The organism is Acidimicrobiales bacterium (assembly GCA_040219085.1).
GTDB lineage: Bacteria > Actinomycetota > Acidimicrobiia > Acidimicrobiales > JAVJTC01 > JAVJTC01.
In genome coordinates this window covers 14,452-34,003 of the sequence record JAVJTC010000040.1, presented here as the reverse complement: position 1 = coordinate 34,003, position 19,552 = coordinate 14,452, and the positions used below count along the sequence as shown (strand labels likewise).

19 protein-coding genes are annotated in these 19,552 nt (G+C 68.9%); 11 read left to right on the top strand and 8 right to left on the bottom strand.

Annotated features, from left to right (window positions below; translation table 11 throughout):
- Nucleotides 1-9: 9 nt before the first annotated feature.
- Nucleotides 10-771 (bottom strand): DUF4118 domain-containing protein, encoded by a 762-nt coding sequence (locus RIE08_16460; protein ID MEQ8719204.1) that lies wholly within the window; start codon nucleotides 769-771, stop codon nucleotides 10-12.
- 107 nt (nucleotides 772-878) lie between these two features.
- On the opposite strand from RIE08_16460, the gene RIE08_16455 reads away from it, so the two are divergent.
- Both RIE08_16455 and RIE08_16450 read left to right on the top strand, forming a co-directional pair.
- Nucleotides 879-1,160: a hypothetical protein gene (locus RIE08_16455; protein ID MEQ8719203.1), complete on the top strand. Its 282-nt coding sequence runs from the start codon at nucleotides 879-881 to the stop codon at nucleotides 1,158-1,160.
- A gap of 73 nt (nucleotides 1,161-1,233) precedes the next feature.
- The gene (locus RIE08_16450; GenBank protein MEQ8719202.1) at nucleotides 1,234-1,902 is read left to right on the top strand and encodes a pentapeptide repeat-containing protein; all 669 of its coding nucleotides are present in this window, start codon (nucleotides 1,234-1,236) and stop codon (nucleotides 1,900-1,902) included.
- Between the two features lie 41 nt (nucleotides 1,903-1,943).
- On the opposite strand, the gene RIE08_16445 is transcribed toward RIE08_16450, so the two are convergent.
- On the bottom strand, nucleotides 1,944-3,809 hold the full coding sequence (locus RIE08_16445) for a potassium transporter Kup (protein MEQ8719201.1): 1,866 nt from the start codon (nucleotides 3,807-3,809) through the stop codon (nucleotides 1,944-1,946).
- Nucleotides 3,810-3,968: 159 nt separating this feature from the next.
- Here RIE08_16445 and RIE08_16440 point away from each other — a divergent pair, with 159 nt between their 5' ends.
- Nucleotides 3,969-5,153: a cytochrome P450 gene (locus tag RIE08_16440; GenBank protein ID MEQ8719200.1), complete on the top strand. Its 1,185-nt coding sequence runs from the start codon at nucleotides 3,969-3,971 to the stop codon at nucleotides 5,151-5,153.
- An 83-nt stretch (nucleotides 5,154-5,236) separates the two neighbouring features.
- Here RIE08_16440 and RIE08_16435 read toward each other — a convergent pair whose 3' ends face one another.
- Together RIE08_16435 and RIE08_16430 are read right to left on the bottom strand one after the other, a co-directional pair.
- On the bottom strand, nucleotides 5,237-6,034 hold the full coding sequence (locus RIE08_16435; GenBank protein ID MEQ8719199.1) for a hypothetical protein: 798 nt from the start codon (nucleotides 6,032-6,034) through the stop codon (nucleotides 5,237-5,239).
- An 11-nt stretch (nucleotides 6,035-6,045) separates the two neighbouring features.
- Nucleotides 6,046-7,032: an ABC transporter ATP-binding protein gene (locus RIE08_16430; protein MEQ8719198.1), complete on the bottom strand. Its 987-nt coding sequence runs from the start codon at nucleotides 7,030-7,032 to the stop codon at nucleotides 6,046-6,048.
- Between the two features lie 233 nt (nucleotides 7,033-7,265).
- Here RIE08_16430 and RIE08_16425 point away from each other — a divergent pair, with 233 nt between their 5' ends.
- From RIE08_16425 to RIE08_16415, 3 genes are read left to right on the top strand one after another with little or no spacing between them, the layout of a single operon-like run.
- Complete coding sequence (locus tag RIE08_16425) at nucleotides 7,266-7,868, top strand: SigE family RNA polymerase sigma factor (GenBank protein ID MEQ8719197.1); 603 nt, start codon at nucleotides 7,266-7,268, stop codon at nucleotides 7,866-7,868.
- Nucleotides 7,865-8,473: a hypothetical protein gene (locus RIE08_16420; protein MEQ8719196.1), complete on the top strand. Its 609-nt coding sequence runs from the start codon at nucleotides 7,865-7,867 to the stop codon at nucleotides 8,471-8,473. Before RIE08_16425 ends, RIE08_16420 begins: the two co-directional genes overlap by 4 nt.
- Before the next feature lie 10 nt (nucleotides 8,474-8,483).
- Nucleotides 8,484-9,506 (top strand): neocarzinostatin apoprotein domain-containing protein, encoded by a 1,023-nt coding sequence (locus tag RIE08_16415; GenBank protein ID MEQ8719195.1) that lies wholly within the window; start codon nucleotides 8,484-8,486, stop codon nucleotides 9,504-9,506.
- A gap of 22 nt (nucleotides 9,507-9,528) precedes the next feature.
- On the opposite strand, the gene RIE08_16410 is transcribed toward RIE08_16415, so the two are convergent.
- The gene (locus RIE08_16410) at nucleotides 9,529-10,869 is read right to left on the bottom strand and encodes an amidohydrolase family protein (GenBank protein MEQ8719194.1); all 1,341 of its coding nucleotides are present in this window, start codon (nucleotides 10,867-10,869) and stop codon (nucleotides 9,529-9,531) included.
- 164 nt (nucleotides 10,870-11,033) lie between these two features.
- Here RIE08_16410 and RIE08_16405 point away from each other — a divergent pair, with 164 nt between their 5' ends.
- The 4 genes from RIE08_16405 to katG all read left to right on the top strand — a co-directional run bounded on the left by RIE08_16405 (nucleotide 11,034) and on the right by katG (nucleotide 15,873).
- Nucleotides 11,034-11,972 (top strand): oxidoreductase, encoded by a 939-nt coding sequence (locus RIE08_16405; protein MEQ8719193.1) that lies wholly within the window; start codon nucleotides 11,034-11,036, stop codon nucleotides 11,970-11,972.
- The gene (locus RIE08_16400; protein ID MEQ8719192.1) at nucleotides 11,969-12,424 is read left to right on the top strand and encodes a hypothetical protein; all 456 of its coding nucleotides are present in this window, start codon (nucleotides 11,969-11,971) and stop codon (nucleotides 12,422-12,424) included. Before RIE08_16405 ends, RIE08_16400 begins: the two co-directional genes overlap by 4 nt.
- Before the next feature lie 2 nt (nucleotides 12,425-12,426).
- Entirely contained in the window at nucleotides 12,427-13,545 is a 1,119-nt protein-coding gene (locus RIE08_16395) for an HTTM domain-containing protein (GenBank protein MEQ8719191.1), read from the top strand.
- Nucleotides 13,546-13,674: 129 nt separating this feature from the next.
- The gene (gene katG, locus RIE08_16390) at nucleotides 13,675-15,873 is read left to right on the top strand and encodes a catalase/peroxidase HPI (protein ID MEQ8719190.1); all 2,199 of its coding nucleotides are present in this window, start codon (nucleotides 13,675-13,677) and stop codon (nucleotides 15,871-15,873) included.
- Nucleotides 15,874-15,965: 92 nt separating this feature from the next.
- Here katG and RIE08_16385 read toward each other — a convergent pair whose 3' ends face one another.
- Entirely contained in the window at nucleotides 15,966-16,472 is a 507-nt protein-coding gene (locus tag RIE08_16385) for a CHRD domain-containing protein (protein MEQ8719189.1), read from the bottom strand.
- A gap of 161 nt (nucleotides 16,473-16,633) precedes the next feature.
- On the opposite strand from RIE08_16385, the gene RIE08_16380 reads away from it, so the two are divergent.
- Entirely contained in the window at nucleotides 16,634-17,479 is an 846-nt protein-coding gene (locus RIE08_16380; protein MEQ8719188.1) for a sulfurtransferase, read from the top strand.
- A 14-nt stretch (nucleotides 17,480-17,493) separates the two neighbouring features.
- Here RIE08_16380 and RIE08_16375 read toward each other — a convergent pair whose 3' ends face one another.
- A complete protein-coding gene (locus tag RIE08_16375) occupies nucleotides 17,494-19,176 on the bottom strand; it encodes a GMC family oxidoreductase (protein MEQ8719187.1) in 1,683 nt (560 codons plus the stop codon).
- Nucleotides 19,173-19,520, bottom strand: coding sequence for a hypothetical protein (locus RIE08_16370; GenBank protein ID MEQ8719186.1), 348 nt, complete (start codon nucleotides 19,518-19,520; stop codon nucleotides 19,173-19,175). Before RIE08_16370 ends, RIE08_16375 begins: the two co-directional genes overlap by 4 nt.
- Nucleotides 19,521-19,552 lie beyond the last annotated feature (32 nt).

Below are 19,552 nucleotides of genomic sequence, written 5' to 3'. Positions count from 1 at the left end.
GTCGGGTCGTCAGCGGGCGGCGATGAGGGCGGCGAGTCCGAGCGCGGCGAGGCGGTCCGACACGTCGATCCGCTCGAGGTCGACTTCACGCAGGATCAGCGACTCCGTCGCCGAGAGGTCGACGGCCAGGACCGGCAACTCCCCCTCGGACGGCCCGGCACCCCCGGCGATCAGTGTGTTCGTCCCCAACCGGGGTACCTCGCCGCCGGGCACGGGACCGATCTCGCACGTGCGTGCGTGCAGGACATCGGCCATGGCCTGAAGCGACGAGTCGAGACCGGCCAACGACCGTCCCGAACCGTGAGCCGAGAGCAGGTCACGTGCGCCGACGCTGAGTAGGCGCAGATCCACCTCCTGACGACGGCCGTGTTCGTTCAGCTGCAGAAGCCTGCGCCGGACGAGGGCGAGCGCCGACGCGAAACCGACGAGCAGGATCGTGGTGATCTCGTCATGACGAGCGGTGATGTCGAGTTCGCCGTAGGGCTCGGTGTGGAATACGGCGAACACGGCGGCCGCCGCCAGCCCGGAGAGGATCGCCGGCACAGCACCGGCCCCCAGGGCGACGGCGATCGTGGCGGCGGCGAGCACCAGCGCCACGTTCTGGCTCCCGATGGACGAGCGCACCGGGATGAACGCGAAACCGATCAGCGCGACACATCCCGGCAGGACGATCGCGGCGAACAGCGCCCGGTGACGGCGCACGAACGCGCCCGCCCTCCCCACGTTGCCATCGAAGGCGGAGCTCAGTGCTGTGATCGGATCGCCGGCCATCCCGGTTCCAGTCAACACCAGCGCGGGCACCGGCCGCTGTCATGAGAACGCCGAACGCTGTGAGCCGCGCAGCTCTCGCCCGGTGAGCGGCCTGTAGCGTGGGGAATGTGAGGTTGCGCCTCCCATCCGGCCTCGTCGTCGCCGGACTCATCGCCGTCGCCGCTTTCGGCGTTTTCGCTGCGGTCGACGCGGATGCCAGGCCTTCCGTCGACGACGCCGTCGTCGACCCGGGCACCGACGACGCGCCGACGCTGGTCGCCGTTCTGCTCCTCGCCACGCTCATCGCCGCGGTGGCGACACCCGGTGGAACCGTCGTGAACGCGCCGGCGCCTGCGCCCGAACGCGTCCGTCGGTCCCGCGCCCGGGACCGTTCTCCTCCTCTCCGCTGACGTACCGGGTCTCCCGGACGACAACGGCGCCCCGCCGGGGCCGCCGCGCACGTCGAGCTGAAAGGAACTCACCATGATCCCCTTGTTCGCCGCTGCCCGCATCGCGGGCGCAGCAGTGATGACCATCGCCGGGGCGAAGACGATCCACAGCCGCCGCCGTCGGGTGTCCGACAGCGACGTCCACGAGGACCACCCCCAGGATCCACCGACTCCGGGCGGGGATGAACCGTGGGACCCGACCAGTGACGAGAGATCCGACCCGACGGGTATCGACGCCATGCACCCCGCAGACCGTGTCGCCGCAGCGGCCGACGGTGTGTCGGGATCCTGGCTCGACCTGTCCGGAAGGGACCTGCGCCGCGCGGACCTGTCGGAGTTCGACTTCGTGTGCGCCGACCTGCGACGGGCGCGGCTCAGTGGCCGACGCCTGGTCGGCCGTGACCTGACGGGCGCGCTGATGACAGGCGCCGACCTCGACCGGGCGATCCTCATCGACGCACAGCTCGCGGGAGCGGACCTCAGCTGGGCGAGCCTGCGGCGCGCCGACCTCTCCGGGGCGGATCTCGACGGCGCATCGCTCGTCGAGACGGACCTCAAGGGCGCAGACCTCAGCGGAGCGGATCTACGGGGCGCCCGGAACCTGGCCAGTGCGGTGCTGAGGGGCGCCCACGCCTCACGAACCACCCTCTGGCCGAGTAACTTCGAGCCGATCCTGGCCGGCGTCATCGTGCACCGCCCCTGAACCAGCGGGGCCGATCCGAAGCGACCAGCTACCGCGATCGCCTACAACTCGACGCGGCTACCGACCTCGACCGAGCGACCGAGGGGTAACGCGAAGTGCTCAGCCGCGTTGGTGGCGTTGCGGTGCATGAACGCGAAGAGATGCTCCCGCCACGGGGCCATGCCCGGCCTGTCGGTGACCAGCACCGTCTCACGGCCGAGGAGGTAGGTCGCCGACTGCGCATCGAGACCGAGCCGTTCAGCGAGCGCGCGCGGCACGTCGGGCGTCTCCATGAAGCCGAAGTGCAACTCGACGGTCTCGAATCCGAGGCCGAGATCAGCGTGGCTGACCCGACGCACCGGATGCACGCGCGGGATGTCATCGGTGACGACGGCGACCACGAGCACACGCTCGTGCAGAACCCCGTGATGGCGCAGGTCCGCCAGCAGCGCCGGGGGCGTCCCGCCCACCTCCCTGTAGAGGTACACAGCCGCCCCGTCGACCCGACGGGGCGGATCGGCCTGGAGGCTCTCGACGAGGTGGACCAGGTCCAGTTCGGGACGCCCGACCCGCTCCCGGATGATGCGCCGACCGGTGTTCCAGGTGGTGAACACCGCGATGAGCACGGCAGCCACCGCGAGGGGGAACCAACCGCCGTGGGGGATCTTCGGGACGTTGGCGGCGAAGAAGACGGCGTCGACGACGATGAACACGGCGCACGGCAACGCCACACGCGCCAGTGACCACCCGAGCCTGCGCCGGGCGACCACATAGAAGAGCACGGTGGTGATGATCATCGTGATCGTGACGGCGACCCCGTAGGCCGCGGCGAGACCGGTCGACGAGCGGAAACCGACCACGAGACCGACGCAGGCCACCATCAGGGCCCAGTTGACAGCGGGGACGTAGACCTGGCCGTACTCCCGGGCGGAGGTGTGGATGATCTTCACCCTCGGGAAGTAGCCGAGCTGCACCGCCTGCATCGTCAACGAGAAAGCACCCGAGATGAGCGCCTGGGACGCGATGACCGTCGCGAACGTCGCGAGGACGACGAGCGGCACGACCCCCCACTCCGGGGCGAGTTCGTAGAACGGGTTGCTGATGGCTCCGGGCTGGTCGAGCAACAGGGCGCCCTGGCCGAAGTAGTTGAGCAGCAGTCCCGGCAACACGATGGCGAACCAGCCGATCGCGATCGGCGAACGCCCGAAGTGCCCCATGTCGGCATAGAGGGCCTCTCCCCCGGTGACGACCAGGAACACCGATCCCAGCACCAACAGACCCGTCAGGCCCTCGTCGCCGAAGAAGTCGACGGCGTAGATCGGGTTCAGTGCCCGCACCACGGTCGGATGCCGGCCGATCTCGACGGCGCCGAGCGTCCCGAGCGTGGCGAACCAGAGCGCCATGACCGGACCGAAGACGCGTCCCACCGCACCGGTTCCGAACCGCTGGACGGCGAAGATCCCGATGAGAATCACCACTGCGAGCGGTTCGACCCAGCGCGAGAAACTGTCGGTCGCGACCTCGGTCCCCTCGACGGCACTGAGAACCGAGATGGCCGGGGTGATCATCCCGTCGCCGTAGAGAAGGGCCGTGCCGAAGAGTCCGATCAGGACGAGAACGACCGTCTTGTGATTCGAGCGGTCGCCACGCCCCGGCAGCAACGCCGTCAACGCGAGGATGCCACCTTCGCCATGGTTGTCGGCGCGCATGACGAAGAGCAGGTACTTGATCGTGATCACGATGATGAGCGACCAGAAGATCAGCGACAGGATCCCGAGAACGTTCGACTCGATCACGGCGACCTCGTGGCCCGCGCCGTCGAAGGACTCACGCATCGCGTAGAGGGGGCTCGTCCCGATGTCGCCGTAGACGACGCCGAGTGCCCCGACTGTGAGTACCGCCCGACCCGAGGTCCGGTGATCACTCATCGTGTCACCGCCGCCTGGGATCTTCGCTCATGGCCACCGGGGGCGACACTACAGCTACACATCAACGGCCCACTATCACCTCATGCGCCGGGACGTCCTTCCCACACTGGCCACCGCCATCGGGTCGACAGGCGCAGCGAGAGACGAGAGGATCGGGGCGTGATCGACCCGACCCGCCTCCACGACGACGCCTTCTCGCTCGACCCCTTCAGCGTCTGGTCCGAGTTGCGCCGCGACGCCCCGGTGTTCGCCGACACCATCGACCGCGTCTGGGTGATCTCACGTCACGCCGACGTCGTCGAGGCGTTCTCGAACACGGAGCGATTCTCCAACCGTCTCTACCGCAAGACACTCGGCGCGGTGTTCGGCCCGAACCTCCTGCAGATGGACGGCGCGCCCCACATCGCGCTGCGCAAGGTCGTCGGGCCCGTGTTCGCCCCCACCCGCCTCGAGCGGTACCAGGAACTGCTCGACGACGTGGTGGACGGGATCGTCTCGGCTCTCGACCCTGACGGGTTCGATCTCGTCGCCGACCTGAGCGCCGTGCTGCCCGGCCGCCTCATCGTGGCCATGATGGGCCTGCCACCCTCTGACGACGCGAAGTTCCACGAGTGGTACGAGACGATGATGCTCGGTCTCTGGAACGACCCGGAACTGCGCCGAAAGGGCCGTGAGGCGCACCGCGAACTCCACGACCACGTCGACCCGGTCATCGCCGAACGGCGCCGCAACCCCTCCGACGACATCTTGTCCCGGCTGATCGCCGCCGAGGTCGAGGACCTGGCGTCGTTCGTGTCGCTCCTGTTGACCGCCGGCGGCGAGACCACCGACAAGGCGCTCGGCAACCTGTGGCGGAACCTCCTCGATCATCCCGCGCAGCGTGATGCCGTCTGCGACGAACCGGATCTGCTCGACCGGGCCTTCGACGAGACGATGCGTCACTCGCCGTCGCTCGTCTACCTCGCCCGGGAGGCGAACGCCGACACCGAATGGCACGGCGTGACGATCCCCGCCGGCCGGGAACTACGCCTGGCGGTCGGGTCCGCCAACCACGACGAGACCGTCTTCGACGACCCCGACCGATTCGACATCTTCCGCGCCGACCTGCACCGGGGACTCGAACACCGCACCGCGTCCTACGACGACGGCGCCGGCCACCTCGCCTTCGGCGCCGGGGCCCACTTCTGCCTCGGCTACGCCCTCGCCCGGCTCGAGGCCAAGACCGCCAGCCGGGCGCTCATCGGACGGTTCGGATCACTCGAGAACGTCGGAGCCCTCCCGCCCCTGAAGGTGAGAGGGCCGTCACGTTTCACCCCGACGCTTCCGGTGCGCGCCGCCCGCTGAGCGAACCATCGATCCGCTCGACCTCACGAAGCGGAGTGCTGCGCCCGGGGCGAGGGGATGGGGACTTCAGGGGAGTTCGACATTCAACTGCCGGCGACGTCTCGGCGGCTGAACGTGACGGCACCGGCAACGACGATCGCAGCGCAGTAGGTGGAGAGGACGGCGAGGGCCAAGAGGGGGGGTGTCCCGGCGTCGTTGTCGTCGATTCGACTCCACGTCAGCACCGTCACGAGGTTTTCTCCCCATAGCCACCTGCCGAGCGGGGGCTCGACACTCCGGACGACGTTCTCGATCACAGCCATCCACGCGAACACGGCGATCACGGCGAAGGCGGTGTTGCGCGCGAGGGTCGCGAGCGCGACGGCGAGAACCGCCGCCGCAGCCGTGACGGCGGACGTACGGGTCATGGCCACGACCAGCCCGGCCCAGAAGGAGCCATCGGTGCCCTCGCTCGTTCCATGCGCGATCACCGCAGGGAGGAAGGCCGCCAGGAAGACCACCTGCAACACGAGCGAGATGACGAAGCCGAGAATGGCAGCAGCGGCGCTGAGTGATCCGTGGAGCCGGAGGCGCCGGGGCTCCCAGGTGAGAAGCGTCGTGACGGTGTTGTGGCGCCACTCGGCCCCCGCCACGGTCGCCCCGGCGACGAGGGCACCGAGCAGGAGGAAGAACATCGCCAACGCGAGGTACCCCTCGTGGGACTCCGCGATCCACCAGTCCGTCATCACCGCCGGAGATCCCTCCTCGGCGAGTCGAAGCTCCAGGACGGACTTCCCGCTCGAGGAGACCCACGCGACGACGCCCGCAAGGGCACATCCGCACAGGGCCAGGGCGACGAGGGCCCGAACCGCTCTGCGCCCCGCCGCACGTCGAATGTGCATCGCAAGGAGCGTCATGCCGCCGGCACCTGTGTAGCGGACGACCGCGTTCGCGCAGGCTCGTCGGGTTCACCGGTGAGAGTGAGGAAGACATCCTCGAGGCCGCCGATGTCGGGCCGCAACTCGCAGACCCACTGGCCATGGTGTGCGAGCAACCTCGTCAGTTCCGCCGCACGGGACGGGTCGATAGCGACACGGACCATGCCGTCGACCCGCTCTGCGGTGAAACCTGCCCGCCGGACGACGCCCACGCCCGCCTCACAGTCGTCGACCCGGACCAACATCGCCGAGCCCCTCCCCGCCGAGGCCATCACCTCGGCGACCGTTCCCTGGGCCACGCACCGGCCGCGGGCGACGATCGCCACCCGGTCACAGGTCTGCTCGATCTCCGCCAGGATGTGGCTCGAGACGAACACCGTGCGGCCCTCAGCGGCGAACCTCCGGAGGATGTCACGGACCTCTCGCATCCCGGCCGGATCCAGCCCGTTGGCGGGTTCGTCGAGGATCAACAGCTCCGGCTCCTTCAGGATCGCCGCGGCGAGCGCAAGTCGTTGACGCATGCCGAGCGAGTACTTCCTCACGAGGTCGTCGGCGCGTGCGGTGAGCCCGACCGTCTCGAGCACCTCCTCGACGCGGCGTCGCCCGATGCCGTCGATGGACCCGAGATGACGGAGGTTCTCGCGGGCGCTGACCGTCGGGAACAGCGCCGGGGTTTCGACGATCGCACCTGTTCGCCCGATCGCGTCCCTCAATCCGCCCGGTACCGGACGACCCAGCAGTCGCATCGTCCCACCGGTCGGTCGCACGAGTCCGAGCAGGCAGCGGATCGTCGTGGTCTTTCCAGAGCCGTTCGGGCCGAGGAAGCCGAAGACACCACCGGCTGGAACCACGAGATCGAGCCGGTCCACCGCCACCGTCGAACCGCCTCGACGACGTCGATACGACTTTGCGAGGTCCTCGATCTCGATCACGTTGTGCACCACACCCTCCTCGTCCGTCACCCTCACTGACGATCACCTGCGTGCGCCGGGTGACAGCGACCCCAAGCGCCCACTCACGCCGACGTCCCGGACCACGTTCTTCCGATTCGTGTCACCCGCGGACACCGACGAGACGTCTGTCGTAGAGAGGAGCGGTGTGCCCGGCTCACGGAGCCGGACCGACCTCTCCCGACCCGACCGGGCGTCGCCGTGGAAGACTCCGCACATGAGAACAACCGGGTGAGATGACCGCGATGAGCTCGGAAGTGGCCGCCCTGAGAGGGCTCCTGGCCGCTGCCGAGGTCGCGCGCATCACGACAGCGGCCGGAGCCACCCCGGTCCGGGCCTCGCTGGACGTCGACGCCTTCGTCGAGGCGATGTACCGAGAACACGGCTCGGGACTGGTCCGCATGGTCCGGTTGTTCGTGGACGATCGCAATGCGGCCGAAGATCTCGTCCAGGAGGCCTTCATACGGCTCGCACGCTCGGCTCACCGCATCGACGATCACCGAAAGGCGGGTGCCTATCTGCGGTCGATCGTGCTGAACCTCGCACGCGACCACAACCGGCGCGGACTCGTATCTCTTCGGCACCGCCTCCCGCTCGACGACCGGACCGCGTCCGTCGAAGACGAGGTCGTGCTCTCCGAGGAGCACGCATACGTGGTCGAGGCCCTGCGCGCACTACCGGCGCGTCAACGCGACTGCATGATCCTGCGCTACTACGACGAGTTCGGCATCGACGAGATCGCCGAGACGTTCGGTATCTCGCGCAACTCCGTGAAGACGCACCTCACCCGGGCGATGAGGGCGCTCGAACGGGCCCTTGCTCCGTCGGATGTCGGAGTGACGCCATGAGCCTCGGTGACCGGGTCCATGACGCGATCTTCGCAGGGACCCGGGCGGTCGCCGACAGCGGTGATCTCTTCGAGCGGGTGCTGTTGAGCATCGACGACGACCGGCGCCTACGGGAGCGGCGCCGACGCGCCCTGGCCATCGCCCTCTCGGGCCTGACTGCGACAGCGGCGGTCGTCGCCGCAACCATCGACCGACAAGAAGGAGATCTCATCATGGACTGGTGGATTCTGGAACTCATCTGGTTCGTGGCCATGGTGGGCCTCGCGCTGTGGCTGGGGCCATTCATCCGGCGGTTCGGCAAGGCCTACGCGGCGGACGTCTTCCGCGCGAATCCGCGGACGGGCAAGAGCTTCATCGTGCTCATGGACGTCGCGTACTACCTCATCTTCTTCGCGTACATCCTCTTCACGGTGCGGTTCGAACCCGGATCGGACTGGGAGAACACCGTCAACGCCAACCAACTCCAGGTCACGAGCATCCGGGTGGCCGGCATCTTGTTGATCGTCGGTCTTCTCCACGGACTCAACGTCCTCACGCTGCCGATCATGGGCCGGATCTTCACCCTGAACCGCCGCCTCGACGACGCCGACACCCCCGGCGCCTGACCCGTCCACGATGAGACCCGCCGCCTTCGCTGTCGTCCTCCTCACCGTGATCGCCGGCACGGGCGCCTCGGCACGCGCTCTCGACAACCGCGACGACGACCCGGCGACCGTGCGACTCGACGTCGCCTTCGTACCCGATGACCAACGCAGCGAGCCGCTGGTGGTCGACGGGCTCGCGGCCAGGACGGTCCTGACCCTCACGGCGACGGCGTTCGAGCCCGACACGACAGGGGTCATCCAGCTGTGCGTCGAGGACGGCACCCGTTCCTGCCACGACGAACTACCGGTGCGCTTCGACGGTGAAGGCGCAGCCGAGTTTCAGTATCTGGTGCGATTCGATGCGGGGTCGACCCCCAGCGGTGACCGGACGTGTGGCAGCCCGTCTGTGCGCTGCACGATCGAGATCGAAGCGGCGTCGACGACAACCGTCATCGACGCCGTCTTCTTCGAGGAGGCGCCGCCGCCGGGCCGGATCGAGGTCACGCCCGCGGACGGCCTGCGGCCGGGAGACGAGGTGACGGTGACGGCCAGTCGGTTTCCTCCCGGGGCCACGCTGTCGGTGACCGTGTGTGCCGCCCCTTCGACCAGCGGAGTGCGTTGCGGCGCTCCGGGTCCGGTGGTCCCGTTGACCATCGGCGGCGACGGATCGGCTGCCGCAGGGTTCACGCTCGACGTGGACGAGGTGGGCCGGGATCGCGTCGCCTGCGGACGACGCACCGACTGTCGACTCGTCGTAAGCTCTGAGCGCCCCGACGTCTGGGCGCCACCGGTCCTGCTCGCGCTCGGCGACGCCCCCGGCGCCGACTACGACAGGTCCCGCCTGACGCTCGGCCTCGGGGCAGCTCTCGCTCTCGCCATGGCCGCCGGATGGTTCATCCTGCGCGGGGACTGGTCACCACCCGGCGAATCCGACGGGTCGGCGATCGACGACGTCGCCTTCGCCGACCTCGACGCCGAGGCGGCCCGGCACGAAGCGGCCGAGGCGACTCCACCCCCGCCCGGCGACCAGACCCCGACCGGGGCGGGCCGCTGAGCGGGCGGGAGGCGAGCCGCTACTACTTCGAGACGAACTGCGAGGTGAGGTCCTCGGCCGTCGGGTGCATGACACCCTTGTTCCGCAGCCGCTCGGCGGACTTGTACAGGAGGTCGACCTCGCTGGTCTCGGCCCGCAGGGCCTTGACCGTGCAGTCCTCCTTACGGCGGTGCTTGAACGGGTCCCAACGGAAGTGCTTCAGCGCGTTCTGGTAGGTGATCTTGTCGATCTCCTCAGGCGTCAGGTACTGCAGCGAGGGAGCGAAGCTCTCGGGCGCCGCGGGCCATGAGCTGTCGGAGTGGGGGTAGTCCATCTCCCAGCAGATCATGTCGACGCCGATCTCGTCCTTGAGACGCAGACCGGGGCGATCCTCGATGAAGCACGAGATCACGTGCTCCTTGAAGACGTCGCTCGGCAACTTGTCGCCGAAGTCCGTTCCCGTCCAGTGATGGTGGTGGCGGTACACGTAGTCCACCCGCTCGAGGAAGTACGGGATCCAGCCGATGCCGCCCTCGGAGAGCGCGATCTTGAGGTTCGGGAAGTCCCGCAGAAACGGGCTCCACACGATCTCGGTGGCGGTGCTGAGCAGGCTCAGCGGAGCAAGGGTCTGGGAGGTCTCGATTACCGAACCGGGGGTGGTGGCCGGAAGGCTCGAGGACGACCCGAGGTGCAGGCACACGACGGTGTCGAGTTCCTCGCACTGGCGCCAGAACGGGTACCAGCTCTTGTCGTGCAGAGGCGGCAGTCCGAGCTTGTAGGGATCCTCGGAGAACGTGACGGCGTGACAGCCCTTCGCGTCGAGCCTGCGCACCTCGGCGGCCATGAGCTCCGCATCCCACAGGGGCAGGATGCCGAGGGGGATGAACCGGTCCGGGTACTGCCCACACCAGTCCTCGATGTGCCAGTCGTTGTAGGCCTGCAGGACGGCGAGGCCGAGGTCCTTGTCCTTGGTGCGGTAGAAACGCTGACCGCAGAACTGCGCGTAGCTCGGGAAGCCGATCGATCCGAGCACACCGGCGACGTTCATGTCGTCGACCCGGGCGTGGACGTCCCAGCAGCCCTTGCGCATGTCCTCGAGGCGGTCGGGCTCGAGGCCCCACTCCTCGGGTGGACGACCGACCACCGCGTTGAGGCCCATCGAGTAGATCTCGGTTCCGTCGTAGACCCAGGCCTGGGCGCCGTCGTCGCGGGTGATGACCTTCGGCGCGAGGTCCTGGTACTTCGCCGGAAGGCGACCGTCGAACATGTCGGGCGGCTCGATGATGTGGTCATCGACGCTGACGAAGATCAGGTCGTCGAGCACACCTGAGGTGTCCAACAGGTGTGCGAAGCTCTTGTCGGTCTCGTGCTCGTCGCCTGTCACGGTGTCCCCCTGGATTCTGGCTGACGTGCGCTCTCGTGCGCGTGTCCACCATTGAAGCACGCGAGCGTGGTGATCTCGTAGGTCGGGCCACGGAATTCGCCGGGGTGACGCAAACTGGGTCGACGACCGGAGAGACGAGAATTGACCCGCCCCGAGGAGGCCCCGTGCCCTGGACCACCGACGACATCACCGACCTGACCGACCGCACCGCCGTTGTCACGGGCGCGAACGGCGGCCTCGGGCTCGAGACCGCACGGGCGCTCGCCGGAGCCGGAGCGCACGTGGTCCTGGCCGCGCGCGATCAGTCCAAGGCCCGGTCGGCGCGCGACGAGATCGCCGCCACCCATCCCGAGGCGTCCCTGGAGATCGTCGAGCTCGACCTCGGATCCTTCGAGAGCACCGGGTCCGCCGCTTCGACGATCACCGCCGCCCACCCGACCGTCGACATCCTGGTCAACAACGCCGGCCTCATGGCGATGCCTGAACGCCGCACAGCCGACGGCCACGAGATGCAGTTCGGGGTCAACCACCTCGGCCACTGGGTGTTCACCGCCGGGCTCCTCCCATCCCTGCTCGCGGCCCGCGCGGGCCGCGTCGTGACCGTGACCAGCGTGGCGCACCACAACGGCCGCCCGGTCGACCCCGACAACGTGAACATGGAGGGCACCTATGACCCCTGGGCCGCGTACAGCAGGGCGAAGCTCGCCAACTACCACTTCGGCCTCGGACTGCAGCGGGAGTTCGAGGTCCACGGCGCTCCGGCCTCGAGCCTCATCGCCCACCCGGGCCTGTCCCATACGAACCTGCAGGTGAAGACCGTCGAGGAGGGCGGCGCGGGACGCTCCGCCCGCTTCTGGAAGTGGCTCGCCGCCACCGCCGGCATGTCCCCCGCCCAGGGTGCCCTGCCACAGTTGCGAGCGGCCACCGACCCGCATGCTCGCGGCGGCGAGATGTACGCGCCTCGCTTCGTCACCCGCGGCGTACCGGTTCGCCGGCCGATCATGCGACGCGGCAACGACGCCGCCATCGCCACTCTGTGGGAGGTCTCCGAACGCGAGACCGGGATCCCGATGGACATCGCCGCCGCCATGACGGACGCGTGAACCCGGGAGACCATCCGGCCGCCGGGCGACGCGTCGCCCGGCGCGCCATCATCGTCGCCGTCGTCCTCGCGCAGTTGGTGGCGATCGTGGCGGCCTACGGCAACGACCACCGCCAGTTCGGGTGGCAGATGTTCCCGGAGTCGAGCCGTTGGACGGCGGAGATCACCCGCGTCGAGGCCGACGGCACGGTGGTGCCCGTCGACGAGGATTGGGAGTACCGCTGGGCGGACCTCGTCGCCGCCAAGGGCATCGGCAACCCTGATCGCTGGCGACATGCGAACTCCGGGCTCAGGAGCCAACTCGCGTACCTCCAGGCGGCGCTCGACTGGGTCGCACAGAACACGCCCGACGACACCACGACGCGCGTCATCCAGGCAGACGTCACCTACCGCGACAACGGCCGCGGCCCGTTCACGAGGGTGCTGAGGTCCCAGGAGAGACCGCTCCCGTGACAATGACCCCCCTTCTCGAGCTCTCGCGCAGAGCCGACCGCGCGATCGACGCCGTGGGGAGCGTGCGGGCGATCGCCGTACTGCGTATCGCCCTCGGCCCCATCACCGTGCTGCACCTGCGGACCTTCCTCGAAGACCTCCGCGACGGGTTCGTCTACTCGGACCGCTTCTACGACGCCTACGCCTCGTGGTACCCCGAGGCCGGTCCGACCCTGTACCGGGTGCTCCTCATCACCGCCGTCGTCGGGTGCGTCACGATGTCGATCGGGTTCATGTCACGGCTGAGCACGGCGGTGGTGGCCGGGATCGTCGGATACAACCTCTTCCTCTCCACCACGTTCTTCGCCCACAACAGGGCGTTCCTGTTGATCCTGCTGGTCGGCGTGGGTCTGCTCCGACCTGGCTCCCACCTGTCGGTGGACGCGCTGATCGCACGTAGGCGGGGGCACACCGAAGCGGGCCCGGCGCCACTGTGGCCCCTGTGGCTACTGCGCTTCGAGGTCGTCTGCGTCTATGTCGCCTCGGCGGTCTCCAAGACCATCGACGGCGACTGGTGGAGCGGCCGGGTCCTGCAACTGCGGGCGATCGACAACCGCCAACTCGCCCTCGACGGTGGTGCCCCGGGATGGCTGCTCGACGTGCTCTCCGACGGCGGGTTCCAGTGGTGGGCGTCGAAGGTCGTCGTCCTCACCGAGTTGTTCATCGGGCTCGGCCTGTTGAACACACGGACGCGGATCGTCACGATCTGGGTCGCAATCTGGTTCCACCTCGCGATCCAGTTCGGCGCGGACGTGCAGGTCTTCTCCTGGGCGGCCATCGCCGCGCTGTCCATCTGGGTCACGCCCCGGTCCCGGACCCGAACGCTGATGGTCCCGCCGGGTCCGCTGACGCGGCGCCTGATCCGGTCCCTGGACTGGTTCGCCCGTTTCGAGATCGTTCCGGCCACAGACGGGCCGGTCACGCTGATGGAGCCGGGCGCGGGCACGGGCACCGAGAGGCGCCACGTCGGGCGCGACGCCGTATGGAGAGTGCTCGCCCGCCTACCGGCGACCTTCCTGGTCGCGGCGCCGGTGGTTGCGGTACGCGCCACCCGGCGCCGCCGCGAAGCGATCTCCGGGTGACCACGTGCATCCGGCTCCGCCGATCCGGACGATATATCGAACACAGTTATCGACATTGTCTAAGTTTTGACGGGTAGTATTGGGCGTCCACAAGACGCCCATCGGACAGCAGACGAGAAGAGGACCGCCGTGTCGGAGAACAGCGCACCAGGCAAGTGCCCCGTGATGCAAGCCCCCCAGATGGCCGTGGGGGGCACGGCCAACCAGCACTGGTGGCCCGAACAGCTGAACCTGAGGATCCTGCGCCAGAACCCACCGTCGGCGGACCCGATGGGTGAATCCTTCGACTATGCGGCAGAGTTCGCGAGCCTCGACTTCGAAGCACTCGCCGCAGATGTCGACGCGCTGATGACCGACTCTCAGGACTGGTGGCCCGCGGACTACGGCCACTACGGCCCGTTCTTCATCCGCCTGACCTGGCACGCGGCCGGCACGTACCGGATAGCGGACGGACGCGGCGGGGGCGGAACCGGCGCACAGCGCTTCGCTCCCCTCAACAGCTGGCCAGACAACGCGAGCCTCGACAAGGCACGGCGCCTGCTGTGGCCGATCAAGGCGAAGTACGGCCGCAAGATCTCCTGGGCGGACCTGATCATCTTCGTCGGGAACCGGGCCCTGGAGACGATGGGCCTGAAGACCTTCGGCTTCGGCGGTGGCCGCGAAGACATCTGGGCCCCCGAAGAGGACGTCTACTGGGGGCCGGAGCGCACCTGGCTCGGCGACGAGCGCTACAGCGGCGACCGGGAACTGGCGGAGCCGCTGGGCGCCGTGCAGATGGGCCTCATCTACGTCAACCCGGAGGGGCCCAACGGGAACCCCGATCCGATGGCCTCGGCGCGCGACATCCGTGAGACGTTCGCACGAATGGCGATGAACGACGAGGAAACCGTCGCCCTCATCGCGGGCGGCCACACGTTCGGCAAGACCCACGGGGCCGTGGGCGAGGAACACATCGGGCCCGAACCGGAGGGAGCGCCCCTCGCCGAGCAGGGACTCGGCTGGAAGAACAGCTACGGATCCGGCAAGGGGGTCGACACCTACACGAGCGGGCTCGAGGGCGCGTGGACCAGCGACCCGGTCACCTGGGACAACGGCTACTTCGAGAACCTCTTCGGCTACGAGTGGGAACTGACGAAGAGCCCCGCGGGTGCCAATCAGTGGACGCCGAAGAACCCCGAGGCACAGGGCACGGTGCCCGACGCCCACGATCCGTCCAGGCGCCACGCGCCGATGATGGCCACGACGGACATCGCGCTGATCACCGACCCCGTCTACAAGGAGATCTCGAAGCGCTTCTACGAGAACCCCGACGAACTTGCGGATGCCTTCGCCCGGGCCTGGTACAAGCTCCTGCACCGTGACATGGGGCCGGTCGCCCGCTACCTCGGCCCGTGGGTACCCGACGAGGAACTGCTCTGGCAGGACCCGATCCCGGCGGTGACCCATGATCTGGTCGACGACGCCGACGTCGCCGCGCTGAAGGCGACGATCCTCGACTCCGGCCTCACCACCTCACAGCTGGTCTCGACGGCCTGGGCATCCGCCTCGACCTACCGCGACACGGACAAGCGCGGTGGCGCCAACGGAGCACGCATCCGCCTGTCACCTCAGGCCGAATGGGAGGTGAACGTGACCTCCGGCGTCGCGAGCGTGCTCGACACCCTCGAAGGGATCCAACGGGACTTCAACGAGGCCCAGAGCGGCTCGAAGGCGGTCTCGCTCGCCGACCTCATCGTGCTGGGTGGGTGCGCCGGCATCGAGGCGGCAGCGGAGAGGGCCGGTCATGACGTCACGGTTCCCTTCACCCCCGGGCGCGCCGACGCCTCCCAGGATCAGACCGACGTCGACTCCTTCGCCGTCCTGGAACCGACCGCGGACGGGTTCCGCAACCAGCTCCGCAAGGGCCACGACCTGGCCGCAGAGCACCTGCTGTTGGACAAGGCAGCCATGTTGACCCTGTCCGCACCGGAGATGACGGCGCTCGTCGGCGGAATGCGGGTCCTCGACGCCAACGTCGGAGATTCCGCGCACGGGGTGTTCACCGACCGTCCCGGCACCCTCAGCAACGACTTCTTCGTGAACCTGCTCGACATGGCGACGCAGTGGTCGCCGACGTCGGAGACCGAGGACGTGTTCGAGGGGCGCAGCCGCGAGTCGGGCGATGTCCGCTGGACGGGCACCCGGGTCGACCTGGTGTTCGGCTCCAATTCCGAACTGCGGGCGATCGCCGAGGTCTACGGGAGCTCCGATGCGGAGAAGATGTTCGTGCACGACTTCGTGGCCGCATGGGACAAGGTCATGAACCTCGACCGCTTCGACATCACCTGAGCGGTTCCACCCCACGACGCGCCGAGGGCCCGGCTCGATGGAGCCGGGCCCTCGTGCGTTCGGTCAGGCGGTCACCTGGGTTCTCCGGACGGTCAGAAGATCTGACCGCGGATCTCGCCACCCGGGTTGTCCACCGTGTGGACGTTGACGTAGATGTCGCCGGACCGGACGGCGTCGATCAACTCCCCGACGTCGGCGAAGGCGCCGAACTTGGCCACGTCGCCATAGGTCACGGTGCCGGATGCGTAGAACTCTCCGCTCACGGTGCCGATCCCGTTGCCCGGGTCGACCCCGTCACCATTGAAGTTGAACAGGAAGGCGGCGACGCCACCGTTCATGCCGAAGTCGCCAACGTGGAGATGGGCCTCGGTCACACCGAAGATGTCGTCTCCCCAGATCGTGTACCGGATGGTCTCGGCCTCGTCGTTCACGCTGAAGAGGGCGAAGCCTCCGGCGTCGGTGTCGACGACGGGTACCTCCTGCATGCCGCTCAGTCGGGTGAGGAAGACGGACCTGTCGGTGGCGCCGGCGTTGGAGCTGGCGACGACGAACACCGCGAGCATGGCGACCACGGTGAGCAGAGCGAGTAGGCGTTTCATCGGGTTCCCTTCATTGCGTACAGGTTCTGGTACCCACCACACGGCTCCGTCAAACAACCTAGCAACCACCCACCCACCGTGTGTCGGGCCGGACCGGGGCGCCGGGTCCGAAGGCACACCGCCGCGTTCGGGCCACGCCCCCCACGTATACGGTCTGGGCGATGGAACCACTCGTCACCACGCAATGGCTCGAGGACCACCTCGGCGACCCCGACCTCGTCGTCCTGGACTGCAGCGTGGTCCAACTGCCGAGCGGGCCCGAGGGTCTCCGATTCGCGAGTGGCCGCGCCGACTACGACGCCGGCCACATCCCCACGGCCGGCTTCGCCGACCTCACCTCGGATCTGTCGGACCCGACGAGCCCACTCAACTACGCGCTTCCGTCGCCGGAACGCTTCTGCGATGCGATGGGAGTCCTTGGCGTCGGAGACGATTCGCGCGTCGTGGTCTACGACGGTTCGATCGCGGCATGGGCGGCGCGCGTGTGGTGGATGCTGCGCTGGGTCGGCTTCGACCGGGCGGCGATCCTCGACGGCGGCCTGCGGGCCTGGACGGCACAAGGGCGGCCGCTTTCGACAGAGCCCGCCCCGTCGAGTCCCCGGAAACTGACCGCCTCTCCCCGGCCCGAGCTCGTCGCAACCCGCGACGACGTGCTCGCCGCCATCGCTGACGATCAGGTGTGCATCCTCGATGCCATGCCCGCCGCGCACTTCCGGGGCGAGCAGACGATGTACGAGCGCACCGGACACGTGCCGGGCGCGCTCAACACCCCGGTGCGAGACCTACTCGACGAGTCCGGTCGGTTCCGTCCCCTCGACGAGCTCGAGGCCCTGCACCCTTCCGACAGGTCCGCACGGACGATCACCTACTGCGGCGGCGGTATCGCCGCAGCGGCCAGTGCGTTCGTGCTGACACGTCTCGGCTTCGACGACGTCGCCGTCTACACGGCCTCGATGCAGGAGTGGGCGGCGGACCCCGCCAACCCGCTCGTCGTCGACGAGAACTGACGCCGAGCGCACACTCACGCGGCGCCGGCGCGGCCGGCGATCACGGGAACGGCCCGCAGCGCCAGAGCGACGATCGTCAGCGCGGGATTGACGCCGGCCGAGGTCACGAACGTCCCGGCGCCGGCGACGAACAGGTTCTCTGTGCCGTGGACCAGGCCCGTCGAGTCGGCGACCGAGGTGGCGGGGTCGTCCCCCATCCGGGTGGTTCCGTGCGCGTGGCCGGCGAAGATGCCGCCCGGCACCGTTGACGGGGCCCGGACGACGGTGCGGGCACCCGACTCCGTGAGCAGGCGCACCGCTGCGTCGAGAAGCGAGTCGTGTTGCGCCCGGTCCTCGGGATGGGGCGTGTAGTCGATCCGCAGGGCCGGGCGGCCGAACGAGTCGGTCAACGTGGGGTCGAGACCCACCCGGTTCTGCGACCGTGGCAGGTCCTCACCCAGGACGTACACCGCCTGATGACGGCGGTATGCGCGTGCGGCGAAGTCCACGAGTCCCCGACCGTGGCGCGGGACCCCCTCAGGAAGCGGGATGGTGACGTCGAGCCCGCGGGCGAAGGCGAGAGCTCCCCCGGTGAAGGCCGCCGGCATGCCGCCGTGGAGGACCCCACCGCGTCGGAAGCCCGCTCCGGCCAGCCATGGGCGGTTCTCGTTGAGGTCGTCGACGCCGACGTGCTGGGCGGGACCCAGGTGGGCGTCGATCGGGTCGTCGTAGATGCCGTACGCGAAAGCCCCCGTGTGGAACGTCACATGGCGACCGAGCTGATCGCTGTCGTTGCCGATCCCGCAGGGATGGGTCGGGGATCGACTCGCGAGCAGCAGGTGGGCGACATAGGGCGCGTTGTTGGCGAGCACGATGACGTCGGCCGGCTGTTCGCGCCCCCTCCCGGCGGCGTCCACGTAGCGCACCGCGGACGGTCGCCCGTTGCGATCACAGACGATCTCGGTCGCGACGCACCCGGCTCGCACGAGCACGCGACCGTCGGCGCGGGCCTCGCCGAGGCCGGCGAGCAGGGACGCGAACTTCGCATCGCGATGACAGCCGTAGAAGGTGCAGGCGCCGCAGCGGTCGCAGGACCCCCGGCCGCCACGCGGTGAGGTGACGATGGCCGCCGGTGGTCGATACGGGTGGTGGCCGAGGCGACGCGCCGCGTCCGCGAGACGCCGCGACCCCTCGCCCACCGGATTGGCAGGAGCCGGATACGGGCCGGACCGCGGTGCCTCGAACGGGTTCTCGCCCGCGTGTCCGGCGACACCCATGAGCCTCTCGGCAGCCGAGTACCAGGGTTCGAGCTCTGCGTAGCCGACCGGCCAGTCGGCAACGCTCGAGTCCGCGGGCACGCCGTCGGTGGACGCGACACGGAAGTCGGATGGGCGGAACCGGTAGGCGAAGCCGGTCCATGCGAATGGTCCGCCCACGCCCCGGTTGCGGGCGAGCCACGGCGCGGGTCCGAGGTCCCGGCCGTCGAGGACGAGGCGCTCGGGCTCGGTGTGAAGGAGGCGCCGGTCGACGATGTGAGCCACCTCGTCGTCGTCGAAGCGGCGGTTCCCGTGGCGCACCCCGCCAGGACCACGCGTGACGTCGGGACCGGACTCGATCCCGACCACGCCGACACCGAGCTCCGCCAGGCCCGAGGCGATAACCCCTCCGGCCGCTCCCAGCCCGACGACGCAGACCTGTGTGTGGTCGTCGACGATCACGACCGGGGACTGTTCTTGGGTCGACCGGCGTGACCGATCATCTCCCAGCCCCGCCGTCGGTGGTCACCGCCGAGTGCCGGATCGGCGAGCAGGATCTCCCAACCGAGAGCACGCACGGCGACGAACCGGGCCGCTTCGTCGGTCCCGGGTTCCGCCGCCGCCCACGCCGCCACGAGATCCGCAGCGTCACCCGGGGGACGGCACGCTGCGATGAGATCGGCGCCGATCGCGTCCTCGTCGAGACGGCGGCGGACGTACACCTCGGCGTCGATGTCCGGGCGGGGAACGGCCGCAGCCGTCAGAGCCGCCAGTCGCTCCGTGATGTCGCGTCGGTCCGCATCCACAGGCTCATGGTCGCAGAGCGACGCCCCCGATC